This is a genomic window from Micromonospora sp. MA102 (assembly GCF_025460765.1).
Lineage (GTDB): Bacteria > Actinomycetota > Actinomycetes > Mycobacteriales > Micromonosporaceae > Micromonospora > Micromonospora halotolerans.
Map to the genome: position 1 here is coordinate 354,275 of NZ_JAMWEG010000002.1, position 14,768 is coordinate 369,042.

The window sequence follows — 14,768 nt, forward strand, 5'->3', positions numbered from 1 at the left end:
ACGTCCCTCGCGGAGCGTCATCCCGGCCGCTCAGCCGCCTCCGGCACGCGGCTCCGACCCTCCCGCTGTGCCGGTCCGTCGCCGTCTGCGCGGTTGGTCCTGTTCCCCGCTGGGCGCCGAACCGCCGTACCGGGCAGTGACCGGCACCCCTGCCCGCCGCGGCGCTCCCGCCGCCGCGGCGGCCGCTGGCTACCCTGGCCGCTGTGACCGATACCGCCGCCGTGCCGGTGCCGCCCGCCGCGGACCCGACCTTCACGCCCCCGAGCCTCGGCCGCCGCTTCGGCGCGCTGCTCGTCGACTGGCTGCTCTGCCTGCTGATCGCCAACATCTTCGCCAACCCGGTCCGGGACGGCTGGGCCCCGGTCCTGGTGCTGATCCTTGAGTACGGCTTCTTCCTCGGCCTCTTCGCCCAGACCCCCGGCATGTACCTCACCCGGATCCGCTGCCTGTCCTGGGCCGACGGGGGCCGGATCGGCCCGGTCCGGGCGCTGCTGCGCGGCGTGCTGCTGGCCGTCGTGGTGCCCGCCCTGATCATGGACGAGAACCGGCGCGGCCTGCACGACCGGCTCACCGGGTCGGTCATCGCCGACGCCCCGCGCGCCGCCCGCCGCTGACCCCGGCCCGCACGACGAAGGAGCCGGCCCCGCGCGGGACCGGCTCCTTCTCGCGTACGACGGGGGTCAGCGACCCCGGGTCTGGCGGAACGCACCCCGCGGCGGCCGCATGTTCTTCGGGATCGCGCCCTTGGGCATCTGCGGGCGGGCGGTGAGCGCCTTGAGCCGCTTGTCGAGGGCGTTGACGTCCTTCGGGGCGAGGCTGCGGGGCAGCCGCATCAGCGTCATCCGCAGCTTGCGGATCGGCAGCTCGCCCTCGCCCTGGCCGATCACGTAGTCGTGCAGCGGCGCGGAGCCGATCACCTTGGCCAGCCGGCGCTTCTCCTGGCCGAGCAGGCCGCGCACCCGCTGCGGGTTGCCCTCGGCCAGCAGGATCACGCCCGGGCGGCCGATCACCAGGTGCACCATGTCCATCTGGGTGGTGGAGCTGACGGCCGGCGTGACCCGCCAGTCGCCGCGCATGCTCTCCATGATCTGGGCCGCCGCGCCGGGCTGCCCCTCGGCCGCGTTCATCATCGCCTTGTTGGACCGCAGGTTGAGCACGATCAGCACGGCGAGCAGGATGAACAGGATGCCGATCGGCAGCCAGATCCAGCCCCAGAGGAGCACCGCCACCACGGTGAGCGCGAGCGGGATCAGCACCGCCGCCGCGGTCAGCGGCGCGAACCACCGGTCCTGCTTGGCGGTGAACTGGAACACCATCCCGATCTGCTTCAGCCGCTGGCCGAACGAGACCTTCTCCTGGGGCTTTGCCATGCTGCAGAGTCTAGTGGTCGCCGCGCAGCCCGTTGATCCGTGGCCGCCCCTCCGCCGCGCGGCTGAGTACCTTACGTCGCCGCGGGGCCGCTGAGGCTCCCGGGTAAGGAGGGGAAACGGTCGAAGATCAGGCAGCGCACCCATGCCCCGGGGGCACCTTCGCGCGGAAAGTCAGTGTCGACAGCGACAGACACCGCACGACAGGAGAACCGAGATGTTCGGCAACGACGCAGACCTGCTCCTCAGCATCCACCGCAGCCACGCCTCCGAGCTGCAGGCCGACGCGGCCCGCGACCGGCTCGCCCGGTCCCTGCCCCGTCGCCACCCGCGCGGCTGGCTGGGCCGCCGGCAGCACAACGCCCGCGTCTCCGACGCCCGCCGGTGACCGCCGCGGCGCTGCCGGCGCACCCGGGCGCCGCACCGCCCGCCCCGGACCCGACCGGCCCACCCGGGTCGGGTTCCACGCACGTCGGTCCGGCCGTCCAGGACCGGGGTGGTGCGGCCGGGTCGGGTTCCACGCACGTCGGTCCGGCCGTCACGGGGGCGGCCGGGCCGGCGGGGAACCGGCCGGTCGGCCGGGACGGCGCCGGCGTACGCCATGGCATGCTCGACGGCGTGACCCCACGCGCCGCCAGCACCGTCCTCGTCGGCCGCCAGTCCGAGCTGACCGGGCTGCGCGAGGCGCTCGGCCGGGCCCGGGCCGGGGACCCGGCGACCGTCCTGGTGGGCGGTGAGGCCGGGGTCGGCAAGACCCGGCTGCTGGAGGAGTTCGGGGCGCACGCCACCGCGACCGGTGCGCGGCTGCTCATCGGCCAGTGCCTGGAACTCGGCGAGGCCGGCCTGCCCTTCGCGCCGTTCGCCGCCGCGCTGCGCGACGTGCTGCGCCACGACGGCCCGGCCGCCTTCGCCGGTTACGAGGCGGAGTTCGCCCGGCTGCTGCCCGAGCTGGCCCGGGTGCCGGCCGGGGCCGCCGCGACGATCGGCCTGCCCGTCTCCGACACCCCGCGCGGCTACCTGTTCGACCTGGTCGCGGACCTGTTCCGGCGGCTCGCCGAGGAGCGGCCGCTGGTGCTGCTCATCGAGGACCTGCACTGGGCCGACCGGTCCACCCGGGACCTGATCGACTTCCTGGTCCGGGCGGCCCGGTCCACCCGCCTGCTGCTGGTCTGCACCTACCGCACCGACGAGCTGCACCGCGGCCACCCGCTGCGCCCCTTCCTCGCCGAGCTGGACCGGGCCCGGGGCGTGAGCCGGGTCGAGGTGGGCCGGCTGGACCGGGACGGCACCGCGGTCATCCTCGCCGACCTGCTCGGCGTCGAGCCGGGGCCCCGCGCCGTCGACGACGTGCACGGACGTACCCAGGGCAATCCGTTCTTCATCGAGGAGCTGGCCGCGGCCGGTGACCCGGTCGGCTGCGCGGTGCTCCCGGAGACGCTGCGCGACCTGCTGCTGGCCCGGGTGGACCGGCTGCCCGAGCCGGCCCAGCGGGTGCTGCGCATCGCCGCCGCCGGTGGCACCCGCTTCGCCCACCAGCTGCTCGCCGAGGTGGCCGGCCTGCCCGAGAACGAGCTGGAGGACGCGCTGCGCGCCGCCGTGGCCGGCCAGCTCGTGGTGGCCGACCCGGACGGCGACTACGAGTTCCGGCACGCGCTGGTGCGCGAGGCCGTCCACGACGACCTGCTCCCCGGCGAGCACGCCCGGCTGCACGCCCGGTACGCCGCCGCCATCGAGGCGCAGCCGCACCTGGTGGCCGCCGGGCGCGCCCCGGCCGAGATCGCCCACCACTGGTACGCGGCACACGACCACCCGCGCGCGCTGATCGCCGCCCGGGAGGCCGCCGGCGCGGCGGGCGACCGGTACGCGTACGCCGAGCAGAGCCGGCTGCTGGAACGGGTCCTCGAACTGTGGGAGCTGGTGCCCGACGCGGCCGACCGCCTCGGCATGGACCACCTGCGGGTGCTGGAGGAGACCATGGCGGCGGCGACCACGGCGGGCGACTACAGCCGGGCGCTCACCCTGACCCGGGCCGGGCTGGCCGAGGTCGACACCGCCGCCGAGCCGCTGCGCGCCGCCCGCCTGCACCACCGGCGGGGCCGGCTGCTCGCGCTGCTCGGCAAGAGCGACGGCACCGCCGAGGTGCGCGAGGCGTACCGGCTGGCGGGCGGGCTGGCGGACGCGCCGGAGCGGGTGCGGCTGCTCGCCGACATCGCGGCGCACCTGGTCAAGATCGACCCTGCGCAGGCCGCCTCGGTGGCCGACGAGGCGATGGCCGCCGCCGAGGCGATCGGCGAGGACGTGGCCCTGCTGCCCACCCGGATCGCCCTGCTCTGCCGCACCGACAAGGCGCCCGACCTGGGGCTGGCCGAGCTGCGCCGGGCCGAGGCCCTCGCCCGGACCACCGGCAACGCGCCGGCGCTGGTCAGCGCGCTGGTGTATCTCTCCGACGTGCTCTACGAGCTGGGCCGCTACGGCGAGAGCGAGGAGGCCGCCGCCGCCGGCGTGAGCGAGGCGCGGCGGGTGGGGATCAGCCGTTCCACCGGGGCGTACCTGCTGTCGAACCGGGCCGAGGCGCTGATCGCACTGGGCCGCTGGGACGAGGCCGACGCGGCCTGCGCCGAGGCGGCCCGGATCGACCCGCCGGGCGTCTCCGGGCTGCACTGGCTCCAGCTCCGGGCCGGTCTGCGGCTGGCCCGCGCGCATCCCGCCGCCGACGAGGTGGTCGGCCGGGCGCTGGCCTTCCTGGCCCGGCCGTACCTGTGGCCGAACCACCGGCTGCCGCTGCACGAACTGCGCGTCGAGGCCGCCCTGGCGGCGGACGACAAGGTGGCCGCGCTCGCCGCGAGCCGGGCCGCCCTGGCCGACGAGCGCCTGGTCGACCTGCCCCGGGAGGGCTGGCCGGTGCTCAGCGCGGCGGCCCGCGCCGCGGCGCTCGTCGGCGACGCCGCGCTGGCCGCCGAGGTGGCCGCGCTGGCCGCCGTGCTGCCCGCCCGCTTTCCGGCGGAGCAGGCGCACGCCGCCCAGGTCACCGCGATCCTCACCGGCGTCACCCCCGCCGCCGACGGGGGTGCCGGCACGGCCCTCGCTCCGGCCGAGCGGCCGGGTGGGGCGCTGCCGGCCTGGCGGGCGGCCGTGGCGGGGTGGCGGGCGGTCGGGCAGCCGTACCCGCTGGGCCGGGCACTGCTCGCGCTGGCCGAGGCCGCCGCGGCGGCCGGTGAGCGGGACGAGGTGGCCGCCGCCGTCCGCGAGGCCGCGGACATCGCCACCGCGCTCGGCGCGGCCCCGCTGAAGGAGCAGGCCGCCACCCTGGCCCGGCGGGTCGGGCTGCGGGGCGCCGGCCGGCCCGGCCCGGACCTGCTGACCAGCCGCGAGCAGGAGGTGCTCCGGCTGGTCGCCGAGGGGCACAGCAACAGCCGGATCGCCGAGCGGCTCTTCATCTCGCCGAAGACGGCGAGCGTGCACGTGTCCCGGATCATCGCGAAGCTGGACGTGACCAACCGGGTGGAGGCCGCCGCGCTGGCCCACCGCCTCGGCCTGCTCGACCCGGCGCCACCCGCCACGCCGGCTCAGCGACGGGGCAGGTAGATCCGCCAGCCCGGGACGTCGACCACCCTGAGCCCGTCCGGGCCGGGCCCGAGCCGCCCGTCCAGTCGGGCGGCCAGCGGCGACCCGGCCGGGGCCACCCAGGCCGCGCCCGGGTCGGCGTCCACCGCCCGCCGGTATTCGGGCAGCCGGTCGAACCCGGGGCGCAGATCGTCGTCGACCACCGCGCAGCGCACCTCCTCGCCGCTGGCGAAAGCGAGCCGGTTGCAGGTCCAGTAGCCGGCGCGGACGTGGCGCAGGTTCAGGTCGCCGAGGGCGTCGACGAGCATCCGGTGCCGGTCGGCCTCCGCGTGGGTGGCGGGCACGGTCCCGACCGCGCCGGCCGTGGCGACCGCCCCGGTACCCAGCATCCCCGCCAGCACCGCGACCGCCGCCACCCCGGCCGCCCGGATCCGCTTCCGGCCGCCCGCGGTCCGACTGATCGACTCCGGCTCGCCGACGTGGCGGTCGCCAGGCCGGTCGGATCCCGTCAGCTCGCCGGGGCGGTGGGGCGGCCCGGCGGGTCGTGGCCAGAGGCCGGCCCGGCGGGCGGCGGACCGGAGGGGCCAGAGCAGGGCGGGCGTGGCGACCGCGAGGACCGAGAGGTAACGGGCGCTCTCCATCGGGGCCCGCCCGGCCGCGTTGCTCAGCGCGTACGCCGCCAGCACCGCCGCCGCCGCGCCGAGCAGCGCGAGCCGCACCGCCGCTGACACCCGCCGGCCCGGCGAGCCGGCGGGATCGTCGCCAGATCGTGGAGAGTCGTCGTTCGCAGCGAACGGAAGCTCGCCAAGATCCGTGGGTGCCGGGGGCGACGCGAGCGGGACGGGGCGGCGGAGGGTGCGCCAGGCGGTGATCGCCGCGAGCAGCAGCAGGGCAAGGAACGTCGGCGCCCACCAGAGCTGCCATCCGGCACAGCGGCCGGGGGAGCAGAAGCCGAGGGCCAGCGGCGGCCCGAGCACCAGCCCGCCGTGCAGGCGCTCGCCCCAGCTCGCCGCCGCGTCGGCGCCGCTGGCGGCCAGCACGGCGGCGAGCGGGTTGCGGCCGTGCCGGAGGCTGTCCAGCAGCATCGGCGCCGCGCCCAGCAGCAGGCCTCCCGCCAGGGCCGCCCCGGCCCGCCCGACCAGCTCGCGCCGGCGCCACCCCACCAGCGCCGCCCCGAGGGCCAGCACGAACGGCAGGATCAGCGGGTCGACCCAGAGCAGCAGCCCGGCGACGAGCCCCCAGCCCGCCCAGCGGGGCAGCCGCGCTCCCGAGCCCCCGGCGCACAGCCCCACCGTGAGCAGCGCCAGCGCCGCGGCGGCGGGGTTCAGCTCCGGGTAGCCGCCGCCGGCGATCAGCTGGTTCTTCACCACCCGGTCGGCCCCGAGCGCGAGCACGGCGACGACCAGCAGGGCGTACCAGCGGTCACCGCCGAGCCGACGCGTGAGTCGCCAGGACAGGGCGAGGAAGAGGGCGTAGAGCGCCAGGGTGGGCAGCCGGAGGGCGAGCACCGAGGGCCCGGCCAGGGCGACCAGCGGCGCGGCCAGGTACGCCTCCAGCGTGCCCATGTACGCCTGGCCGTAGAACCAGACCGGAAAGTCCGCACCGCGGGCGATGTGCAGGGCGGCCAGCCCCATGGTCGCCTCGTCGCTGTTGGTGGGCGGCACGTCGGCGAGCAGCAGCGCCAGCCGGTAGCCGATCCCGGCGAGCCCGACCAGCAGGGCGAGCAGCGCCGGCAGCCGGGTACGCCGGGGCGTGCGCGGGCGGGTGGCCTCGCGCGGCTCCTGGCGTACCCCGGCGGTCATCCCTGGGATCATGGCATCCGGCGGGCGGCCGGCGGTGGGTGACGCGGTGGACGGCCGGCCTCAGCCGGCGGCCACGACCTCGTCGCGGGCGGCGAGCGCCTGCTGGTAGAGCCGCCCGGCCCGGTACGACGAGCGCACCAGCGGGCCGCTCATCACGCCGGCGAAGCCGATCTCCTCGGCCTCCTCGCGCAGCTCGACGAACTCCTCCGGCTTGACCCAGCGGGTGACCGGGTGGTGCCGGGGGGACGGGCGCAGGTACTGCGTGATGGTGATCAGCTCGCAGCCGGCCTCGTGCAGGTCGCGCAGCGCCTGGGAGACCTCGGCCCGCTCCTCGCCCATGCCGAGGATCAGGTTGCTCTTGGTGACCAGGCCGGCGGCGCGCGCCTGGCGGATCACGTCGAGGGACCGCTCGTAGCGGAAGGCCGGGCGGATCCGCTTGAAGATGCGCGGCACGGTCTCCACGTTGTGCGCCAGCACCTCGGGCCGGGCGCCGAAGACCTCGGCGAGCTGCTCGGGCACCGCGTTGAAGTCGGGGATCAGCAGCTCGACGCCGCAGCCGGACTGCAGGGCGTGGATCTGCCGGACCGTCTCGGCGTAGAGCCAGGCGCCGCCGTCGGGCAGGTCGTCGCGGGCCACGCCGGTGATGGTGGCGTAGCGCAGCCCCATCGCGGCGACCGACTCGGCGACCCGGCGGGGCTCGTCGGCGTCGAACTCGGCGGGCTTGCCCGTGTCGATCTGGCAGAAGTCGCAGCGCCGGGTGCACTGGTCGCCACCGATGAGGAAGGTGGCCTCCCGGTCCTCCCAGCACTCGTAGATGTTGGGGCAGCCGGCCTCCTGGCAGACGGTGTGCAGCCCCTCGCGCGAGACGAGCCCGCGCAGCTGGGTGTACTCCGGGCCCATCTTGGCCTTGACCTTGATCCACGGCGGCTTGCGCTCGATCGGCGTCTCGGCGTTGCGCGCCTCGATTCGCAGCATGCGCCGCCCCTCAGGTGCGACAGTGGCGGTTGGCGCTGCCTGCTCGGTCGTCGGCGCGGAGTGCTCGATCGTCACGAAACCGAGCCTACGCCGGTCGGCGGCCGTCGATGAACGTCGGGCGACGGGCGTCACGCCCCGAACGTTGTGACACCGGACACGAGCGACCAGAAAACCCCGTCACACCGGGCCGGGAACGGGTGCTAGCGTGCCGGCAGAGCTGCGACGGAGCCGAGTAGCGGGCCGATCCGCCAGCGCAGAGAGCCGCCGAAGTGCTGGAAGGCGGTCTGGCGCCGGCCCACGAAGACCCTCCCGAGCTGCGGGAAGAACGGCGGTCCGCCGCCCAGTAGACCCCGCCGGCTGGCCCTCGTCACGGGCGACGAACGAGGCCCCCGCGTGCGGGGGCGAAGGTGTGGTGGCACCGCGAGGCTCCCGCTCGCCCACACCTCCCGGGGATCGCGTTGCGATTGACCAAGGAGGTAACCGCCATGCAACGCATCCTGTCCTCCCAGCTCACCCACCATGTCGGCGCGACCGTGCGGATCGCCGGCTGGGTGCACCGCCGCCGGCTGCTCAAGTCGGTGGCCTTCCTGATCGTCCGGGACGCCGCCGGCCTGGCCCAGGTGGTGGTCACCGACCCCGCCGTGCGCGCGGCCGTCGAGTCGCTCCCCGAGGAGACCGTCGTCGAGGTCACCGGCACGGTGGTCGCGAACGCCACGGCGCCCGCCGGGGTCGAGCTGGTCGAGCCGACGGTACGCCCGCTCGGCCCGCCCGCCGTCCCGCCGCCGTTCGACCTGTACCGGCCGGCGCTCACCGCCACCCTGCCCACCCAGCTCGACCACGCGCCGACCGCGCTGCGCCACCCGACCCGCTCCGCCGCGCTGCGGATCTCGGCGGCGGCGGTCGCCGGCTTCCGGGCCAGCCTGGACGCCCGCGGGTTCGTGGAGGTCCACACGCCGAAGGTGGTCGCCTCGTCCACCGAGAGCGGGGCGAACGTGTTCGCGCTGGACTGGTTCGGCCGGCCCGCGTACCTGGCCCAGTCGCCGCAGTTCTACAAGCAGCTCATGGTCGGCGTCTTCGAGCGGGTCTACGAGGTCGGGCCGGTGTTCCGCGCCGAGCCGCACGACACCGTCCGGCACCTGGCCCAGTACACGTCGCTCGACGTCGAGCTGGGCTTCGTGGCCGACCACCGGGACGTGATGGCCGCGCTGCGGAAGACCCTGGCCGGGATGCTGGCCGAGGTCGCGGCGCGGGCCGGCGTGGCCGTCGCCACCCTCGGGCTCACCCTGCCCGAGGTGCCCGCCGAGATCCCGGCCGTGCACTTCACCGAGGCGCTGAAGATCGCCGGCGCGCCGGCCGACGAGCCGGACCTCGCCCCGGCGCACGAGCGCGCGCTGGGAGAGTGGGCGCTCCGCGAGCACGGCTCGGACTTCCTCTTCGTCACCGGGTACCCGATGGCGAAGCGGCCGTTCTACACGCACCCGGACCCGGCGCGGCCGGCCCACTCCAACGGCTTCGACCTGCTGTTCCGGGGGATGGAGCTGGTCACCGGCGGGCAGCGGCTGCACCGGTACGAGGACTACCTCGCCGCCCTGGCCGCCCGCGGCGAGCCGGTCGAGCCGTACGCCGGCTACGTGGACGCGTTCCGCCACGGCATGCCGCCGCACGGGGGCTTCGCCATCGGGCTGGAGCGCTTCGTCGCCCGGCTCACCGGCGCGGCAAACGTGCGGGAGGTGACCGCCTTCCCGCGCGACCTGCACCGCCTGACGCCGTGACCCAGTCGAGGGGCGGGGCCGTCCCCGCCCCTCGACCCGGTCAGGGCGCGATGGGCAGGCTGCGCTTGTGCTCGGTGGCGCGGTAGCGGGCCACCAGCGCCGCCTCCACCTCCGCGGGCACCGGCCGGCCCTCCAGGTAGTCGTCGATGTGCTCGTAGGCCAGGCCGAGCGCATCCTCGTCGAGCTTGCCGGGGGCCAGGGTCTCCAGGTCGGCCGTGGGCGCCTTGCCGACCAACTCGGCGGGGGCGCCGAGCGCCGCGGCCAGCGCCCGCACCCGCCGCTTGGTGAGCCCGGTCAGCGGGACCAGGTCCGCCGCGCCGTCGCCGTGCTTGGTGAAGAAGCCGGTGACCGCCTCGGCGGCGTGATCGGTGCCGACCACCAGCCCGCCCTCCGCGCCGGCCACCGCGTACTGGGCGATCATGCGCTGCCGGGCCTTGACGTTGCCGAGCACGAAGTCCTGCTGCGCGGCGTCGCGGAAGGTCAGGCCGCCGGCGACCAGCGCGGCGAGCGCGGCGTCGGCGGCCGGCTTGACGTCGACCGTGAGCACCCGGTCGGGACGGATGAACTCCAGCGCGGTCTGGGCGTGGTGCTCGTCGGCCTGCACCCCGTAGGGCAGCCGCATGGCGACGAAGACGGCCGGGTGGCCGGCGGCGCGGGCCCGCTCCGCGGCGAGCTGGCAGAGCCGGCCGGCGGTGGTCGAGTCGACGCCGCCGCTGATGCCCAGGACCAGCGTGGTGAGGCCGGTGTCGACCAGGCGGTCGGCGAGGAAGACGACGCGGCGCTCGATCTCCTCGGCGGCGTCGAAGGTCGCCGGCACCCGGAGCTCCTCGGCGATCCCTTGCTGGGTCGACATCACGTCGGTCATCGGGGGTGGGTCCTCTCCTCGTCAGGCGGGACCGAGCAGGTCCCAGGGGTTGCCGGCGAGGTCGCGGAACACGGCGACCCGCCCGTACGACTCGGTGCGCGGGGGCTTCAGGAACTCGACCTTCGCCTCGACCATCCGACGGTAGGTGGCGTCGAAGTCGTCGACCTGGAGGAAGAAGCCGACCCGGCCGTGGGTCTGGTCGCCCACCGCGGCCGCCTGCCGCTCCCCGTCGGCGCGGGCCAGCAGCAGCCCGGTCCCGCCGCCCGGCGGGCGGACGACCACCCAGCGCTTCGGCCGGCCGTCGTTGGTCAGCGAGGGCTTGTCCTCGACCAGCTCGAAGCCGAGCACCTCGGTGAAGAAGGTGATCGCCGGGTTGTACTCGGCGACGACGAGGGTGACGAGGTCGATCCGCACCCGGTCAGTCCTGGACCGCGACCAGGGTCGGCAGGTGCCGCTCGACCACCGGCAGCACGTCGGCGACCGTGACGGAGCGGCCCAGCTCGGCGGTGAGCGAGGTGACCCCGGCGTCGCGGATGCCGCACGGCACGATCCGGTCGTAGTGGCTGAGGTCGCAGTCGCAGTTGATCGCGAAGCCGTGCAGGGTCACGCCGCGGGCCACCCGGATGCCGATGGCGGCGACCTTGCGGGCCGGCCCCCGGTCGTCCTCCGGCACCCAGACGCCGCTGCGCCCCTCGACCCGGCCGGCGGCCAGCCCGAACTCGGCGCAGACGTCGATCAGCAGCTGCTCGGTGCGCCGGACGTACGCCACCACGTCGACCGGGTCGGGCAGCCTCACGATCGGGTAGCCGACCAGCTGCCCCGGCCCGTGCCAGGTGATCTTGCCGCCGCGGTCCACGTCGACCACCGGGGTGCCGTCCATCGGCCGGTCCCACGGCTCGGTCCGCTTGCCGGCGGTGTAGACGCTGGGGTGCTCCAGCAGCAGCACGGTGTCGCTCTGCTCGCCGGCCACCACGGCCTCGTGCACCCGGCGCTGCTCGTCCCAGGCGGCCCGGTAGTCGATCAGGCCGGCACGGACGGCGGTCAGCCCGGAAGTCGTCACGCTCACCCGTCCAGCCTAGTCGCGCCGGGCCGGGCGGCACCGTGTGAGCCTCGTCGCGAGCGCCAGGAGTGCGGCGGAGCGGAGCCCGGCGGTCGCGAGCAACGGAGTGACCGGTCGCCGTCAGGCCGGCGGCACCCGCCAGACCCAGACGTCCTCGACCCGCTCGGGCCGGCCGAGCAGGGCCGTGGCGGTACGCCGCACCGCCTCCTCGTCGACGTCGAACTTCGCCCCGTGCACCCGGTCGGCCAGCACCACCGTCTCGACCCCCCAGTAGTGCAGGTCGGCCCGGGACTCCCGGATGCTGCCCTCGGTGATGATCGGCACCAGCCCGGTCCGGCCGGCCTGGTCCATGAGCGCGCTGAAGGTGCGGGGGACGGGCCCGATCCGGCCCCGGCCGTCCGGCCCGCCCGGGCCGAGGAAGAAGCCGGCCGGGATCCGGAACTCGCCCTGCCGGTGCGCCAGGGCGTACGCCTGCCAGCGCTGGCCGTCGGGATAGATGTCCACGGTCAGCGGCAGCGGGGTGAGCACCCCGCCGGGGGAGACGTAGCGCTGCCACGCGCCGGTGGTGATGAACGCCGGCACCGGCTCCCGGACGCTGGTCAGCAGCGGCGTGGGCAGCAGCGGCAGCAGCGCGGCGGCGAAGCCGAGCGCCCAGACCAGCTCGGTGGAGCGGTGCCGGGGCGGCCGGGCGCGCAGCGAGTCGACCGCGTACGCCAGCAGCAGCCCGATCACCGGGGCCACCGCCAGGGCGAGCCGGGACGGCAGCGCCGCGTTGATCACCGGCAGGTTGTCCAGCACCCCGAACGGCAGCAGCTGGTCGGTGCGGTGGCCGTTCCATTTGGCCGTGGGGCCCCAGGAGAGTACGGCGAACACCAGCGCGGTCACGGCGAGCGCGGTGAGCGTGGCCCGGAACGCCCGGTCGGCGCGCCGCCGGAGCAGGACGAAGCAGGCCACGGCGAGCAGCAGCAGCGGGATGCCGAAGAAGGAGTTCTCCTCGGTCGGGTTGGGCGCCAGCGAGGTGCCGAGCCCGGCCCAGCCGGCCAGCGACCGGCGCGGGTACGACCCGAAGGCCGCGATGTCCTCGGAGTGGATGAGCGGGTCGAAGCCGGTGCCGTGGAACCGCTGCGGCCCGGCGAAGTGCAGCCACAGCGGGTACGCCAGCAGCACCCCGGAGACGAGTGCGGTCACGCCGAGCCCGCGCAGGAAGCTCGGCAGCGCGGCCCGCGCCTCGGCCCGGCGGACCGGGTGCAGGGCCCACACCAGCAGGAACAGGGCGAGCGCCAGCGCCGTGAAGAAGAGCCCCTCGGCGGCGATCGAGAAGGCGACCGCCACCAGCACGCCGAGCACGACGCCGCCGGCGATGGCGCGCCCGGGGCGGCGCAGCCGGAGCACGCCCCAGATGAGCAGCGGCACCAGCCAGCCGGCGGTCCAGTTCAGGTGGGCGTTGGCGTGCGACACCATGGCCGGGCAGTAGGCGATGAAGAGAGCACCGACCCCGGCGGCCAGTCGGCTGGCGACCAGGTGCCGGCTGAGCAGCCAGTACCAGGCCACCGCGGTGGCGGCCAGGTTGAGCGTGAGGATCACCAGGAACGTCGCGGGCGGCCCGATCAGGTACGTCAGTGGCGCGAAGACCACCGCGTACGCGGTGATCGAGGTGTTGACCGCGAGGTTCACCCCGTCCGGCACGTTGATGAGGTGGGTGAAGAGCGGGTTCTCCCCGTGGGTCACGGCGTGCCCGCCGAAGGCCAGCAGCCACTCGAAGAGCGCCTGGTCGCTGGAGTTCACGGTGATCGTGCGGGTGTTGGGGTCCCGCCACATCCCGCTGGTCACCCAGAGGGCCAGGGCCACCGCGGCGAGCACCAGCACCAGGTCGGCACGCCGGTTCCGGGTGGCGGGCGCGGTCGGCGGGCCGGTGGCCAGGGACGGGGAGGACGGCACGCAGCGGACGTTACCAACCGGACCTGGACCCGCCGGTCAGACACGAAACCCGGTGGGAACGGCCTCGTCCGCACACTTCGGCGTTCGTGAATGTGTGAACGGCGGCCATTCCGGGAGCGCGAAACACGGACGTAACGTCGCGGCAACTCGAAGGTGACCCAGTTCACAATTCGTCGTCAGGAGGTCGCCGTGCGCCGTTCCTCATCCCTTCTCACCCGCCTGGCCGGGGTGGCGGCCGGGGCCGTGCTGGCCGCGGCCGCCGTCCTCGCCGCCGCGCTGCCCGCACAGGCCGCCACCCTCACCCAGGTCACCGGCTTCGGCTCGAACCCCGGCAACCTGGCCATGTACGCCTACCGCCCGGACGGCCTGCCGGCCAGCGCCCCGGCCGTCGTGCTGCTGCACGGCTGCACCCAGAACGCCTCTACCTACTTCACCAACTCCGGCTGGCAGAAGTACGCCGACCAGTGGAAGTTCGCGCTGATCGTGCCGCAGCAGCCCTCGGCCAACAACGCGAACTCCTGCTTCAACTGGTTCGAGCCCGGGGACACCGCCCGGGGTCAGGGCGAGGCGCTGTCGATCAAGCAGATGGTGGACTACGCCCGGTCCACCTACGGCACCGACGGGAGCCGGGTCTTCGTCAGCGGCCTGTCCGGCGGCGGTGCGATGAGCGCCGTCATGCTCGCCACCTACCCGGACGTGTTCGCCGCCGGCTCGGTCATCGCCGGCCTGCCCTACCGCTGCGCCACCAGCATGACCAACGCCTTCACCTGCATGAACCCCGGTGTGGACAAGACCCCGGCGCAGTGGGGCGACCTGGTCCGCAACGCCTACCCCGGCTACACCGGCAAGCGCCCCCGGGTGGCCATCTGGCACGGCACCTCGGACACCACGGTCGCGCCGCTGAACGCCGCCGAGTCGCGGGACCAGTGGACCAACGTGCTGGGCGTCTCACAGACCCCGAGCAGCACCGCCGCGCTGCCGGCGGGCACGAGCATGGAGGTCTACGGCAGTGACCAGGTACGGCTCTACCGGGTCTCCGGCATGGGCCACGGCACCCCGGTCGACCCGGGCTCGGCGGCGGACCAGTGCGGCACCGCCGGGGCGTACTTCCTGGACACCATCTGCTCGACCTACCGGGACGCGCTCTTCTTCGGCCTGAACGGCGGGGGCGGCACGCCCAGCCCGACGCCGACGGCGACCGCCTCGCCGACCCCGACCCCGACTCCGACCACCGCGCCGGTCTGCGTCACCGCGAGCAACTACGCGCACGTCACGGCCGGCCGCGCCTACCAGTCCGGCGGCTACGCCTACGCGCTGGGCAGCAACCAGCGGATGGGCCTCTACAACACCTTCTACACCAGCACCCTCAAGCAGACCGGCCCCGCCTACTGGGTCATCGGCTGCTGACCCGCGCCGCCGCCCTCG

12 protein-coding genes are annotated in these 14,768 nt (G+C 75.3%); 5 read left to right on the forward strand and 7 right to left on the reverse strand.

The genetic code is table 11. The features are described from left to right. The first annotated feature begins 221 nt into the window (after positions 1-221). Positions 222-614 (forward strand): RDD family protein, encoded by a 393-nt coding sequence (locus tag NFX44_RS05085; RefSeq protein WP_262282585.1) that lies wholly within the window; start codon positions 222-224, stop codon positions 612-614. A 66-nt stretch (positions 615-680) separates the two neighbouring features. On the opposite strand, the gene NFX44_RS05090 is transcribed toward NFX44_RS05085, so the two are convergent. Beyond that, positions 681-1,370: a DUF4191 domain-containing protein gene (locus tag NFX44_RS05090; protein ID WP_091268389.1), complete on the reverse strand. Its 690-nt coding sequence runs from the start codon at positions 1,368-1,370 to the stop codon at positions 681-683. Positions 1,371-1,584: 214 nt separating this feature from the next. Between NFX44_RS05090 and NFX44_RS05095 the strand changes: the two genes are divergently transcribed. Both NFX44_RS05095 and NFX44_RS05100 read left to right on the forward strand, forming a co-directional pair. Next, a complete protein-coding gene (locus NFX44_RS05095; protein ID WP_262282319.1) occupies positions 1,585-1,755 on the forward strand; it encodes a hypothetical protein in 171 nt (56 codons plus the stop codon). Positions 1,756-1,985: 230 nt separating this feature from the next. Next, positions 1,986-4,952, forward strand: a complete 2,967-nt coding sequence (locus tag NFX44_RS05100) for a helix-turn-helix transcriptional regulator (RefSeq protein ID WP_262282320.1) — start codon at positions 1,986-1,988, stop codon at positions 4,950-4,952. Here NFX44_RS05100 and NFX44_RS05105 read toward each other — a convergent pair. Both NFX44_RS05105 and lipA read right to left on the reverse strand, forming a co-directional pair. After that, positions 4,934-6,733, reverse strand: coding sequence for a DUF423 domain-containing protein (locus tag NFX44_RS05105; protein ID WP_262282321.1), 1,800 nt, complete (start codon positions 6,731-6,733; stop codon positions 4,934-4,936). The genes NFX44_RS05100 and NFX44_RS05105 overlap by 19 nt on opposite strands. A gap of 60 nt (positions 6,734-6,793) precedes the next feature. Next, on the reverse strand, positions 6,794-7,840 hold the full coding sequence (gene lipA / locus NFX44_RS05110; RefSeq protein ID WP_262282322.1) for a lipoyl synthase: 1,047 nt from the start codon (positions 7,838-7,840) through the stop codon (positions 6,794-6,796). 353 nt (positions 7,841-8,193) lie between these two features. Between lipA and aspS the strand changes: the two genes are divergently transcribed. Beyond that, positions 8,194-9,480, forward strand: coding sequence for an aspartate--tRNA(Asn) ligase (gene aspS / locus NFX44_RS05115; protein WP_262282323.1), 1,287 nt, complete (start codon positions 8,194-8,196; stop codon positions 9,478-9,480). 40 nt (positions 9,481-9,520) lie between these two features. Here aspS and nadE read toward each other — a convergent pair whose 3' ends face one another. The 4 genes from nadE to NFX44_RS05135 all read right to left on the reverse strand — a co-directional run bounded on the left by nadE (position 9,521) and on the right by NFX44_RS05135 (position 13,343). After that, a complete protein-coding gene (gene nadE, locus NFX44_RS05120; RefSeq protein ID WP_315974566.1) occupies positions 9,521-10,345 on the reverse strand; it encodes an ammonia-dependent NAD(+) synthetase in 825 nt (274 codons plus the stop codon). Positions 10,346-10,366: 21 nt separating this feature from the next. Further along, positions 10,367-10,759 carry a VOC family protein gene (locus NFX44_RS05125; protein WP_262282324.1) on the reverse strand — a complete coding sequence of 131 codons (393 nt, stop codon included), beginning with the start codon at positions 10,757-10,759 and terminating at the stop codon, positions 10,367-10,369. Positions 10,760-10,763: 4 nt separating this feature from the next. After that, positions 10,764-11,411, reverse strand: a complete 648-nt coding sequence (gene lipB / locus NFX44_RS05130; protein WP_262282325.1) for a lipoyl(octanoyl) transferase LipB — start codon at positions 11,409-11,411, stop codon at positions 10,764-10,766. Positions 11,412-11,525: 114 nt separating this feature from the next. Then, positions 11,526-13,343: a DUF2079 domain-containing protein gene (locus tag NFX44_RS05135; protein ID WP_262282326.1), complete on the reverse strand. Its 1,818-nt coding sequence runs from the start codon at positions 13,341-13,343 to the stop codon at positions 11,526-11,528. Positions 13,344-13,532: 189 nt separating this feature from the next. Between NFX44_RS05135 and NFX44_RS05140 the strand changes: the two genes are divergently transcribed. After that, the gene (locus NFX44_RS05140; protein WP_262282327.1) at positions 13,533-14,750 is read left to right on the forward strand and encodes a PHB depolymerase family esterase; all 1,218 of its coding nucleotides are present in this window, start codon (positions 13,533-13,535) and stop codon (positions 14,748-14,750) included. The last annotated feature ends 18 nt before the right edge of the window (positions 14,751-14,768 follow it).

Coding starts and splice junctions, on each gene's coding strand:
- NFX44_RS05105 (WP_262282321.1), bottom strand. CDS start 6,733: ATGACCGCCGGGGTACGCCAGGAGCCGCGCGAGGCCACCCGCCCGCGC.
- NFX44_RS05095 (WP_262282319.1), top strand. CDS start 1,585: ATGTTCGGCAACGACGCAGACCTGCTCCTCAGCATCCACCGCAGCCAC.
- nadE (WP_315974566.1), bottom strand. CDS start 10,345: ATGACCGACGTGATGTCGACCCAGCAAGGGATCGCCGAGGAGCTCCGG.
- aspS (WP_262282323.1), top strand. CDS start 8,194: ATGCAACGCATCCTGTCCTCCCAGCTCACCCACCATGTCGGCGCGACC.
- NFX44_RS05090 (WP_091268389.1), bottom strand. CDS start 1,370: ATGGCAAAGCCCCAGGAGAAGGTCTCGTTCGGCCAGCGGCTGAAGCAG.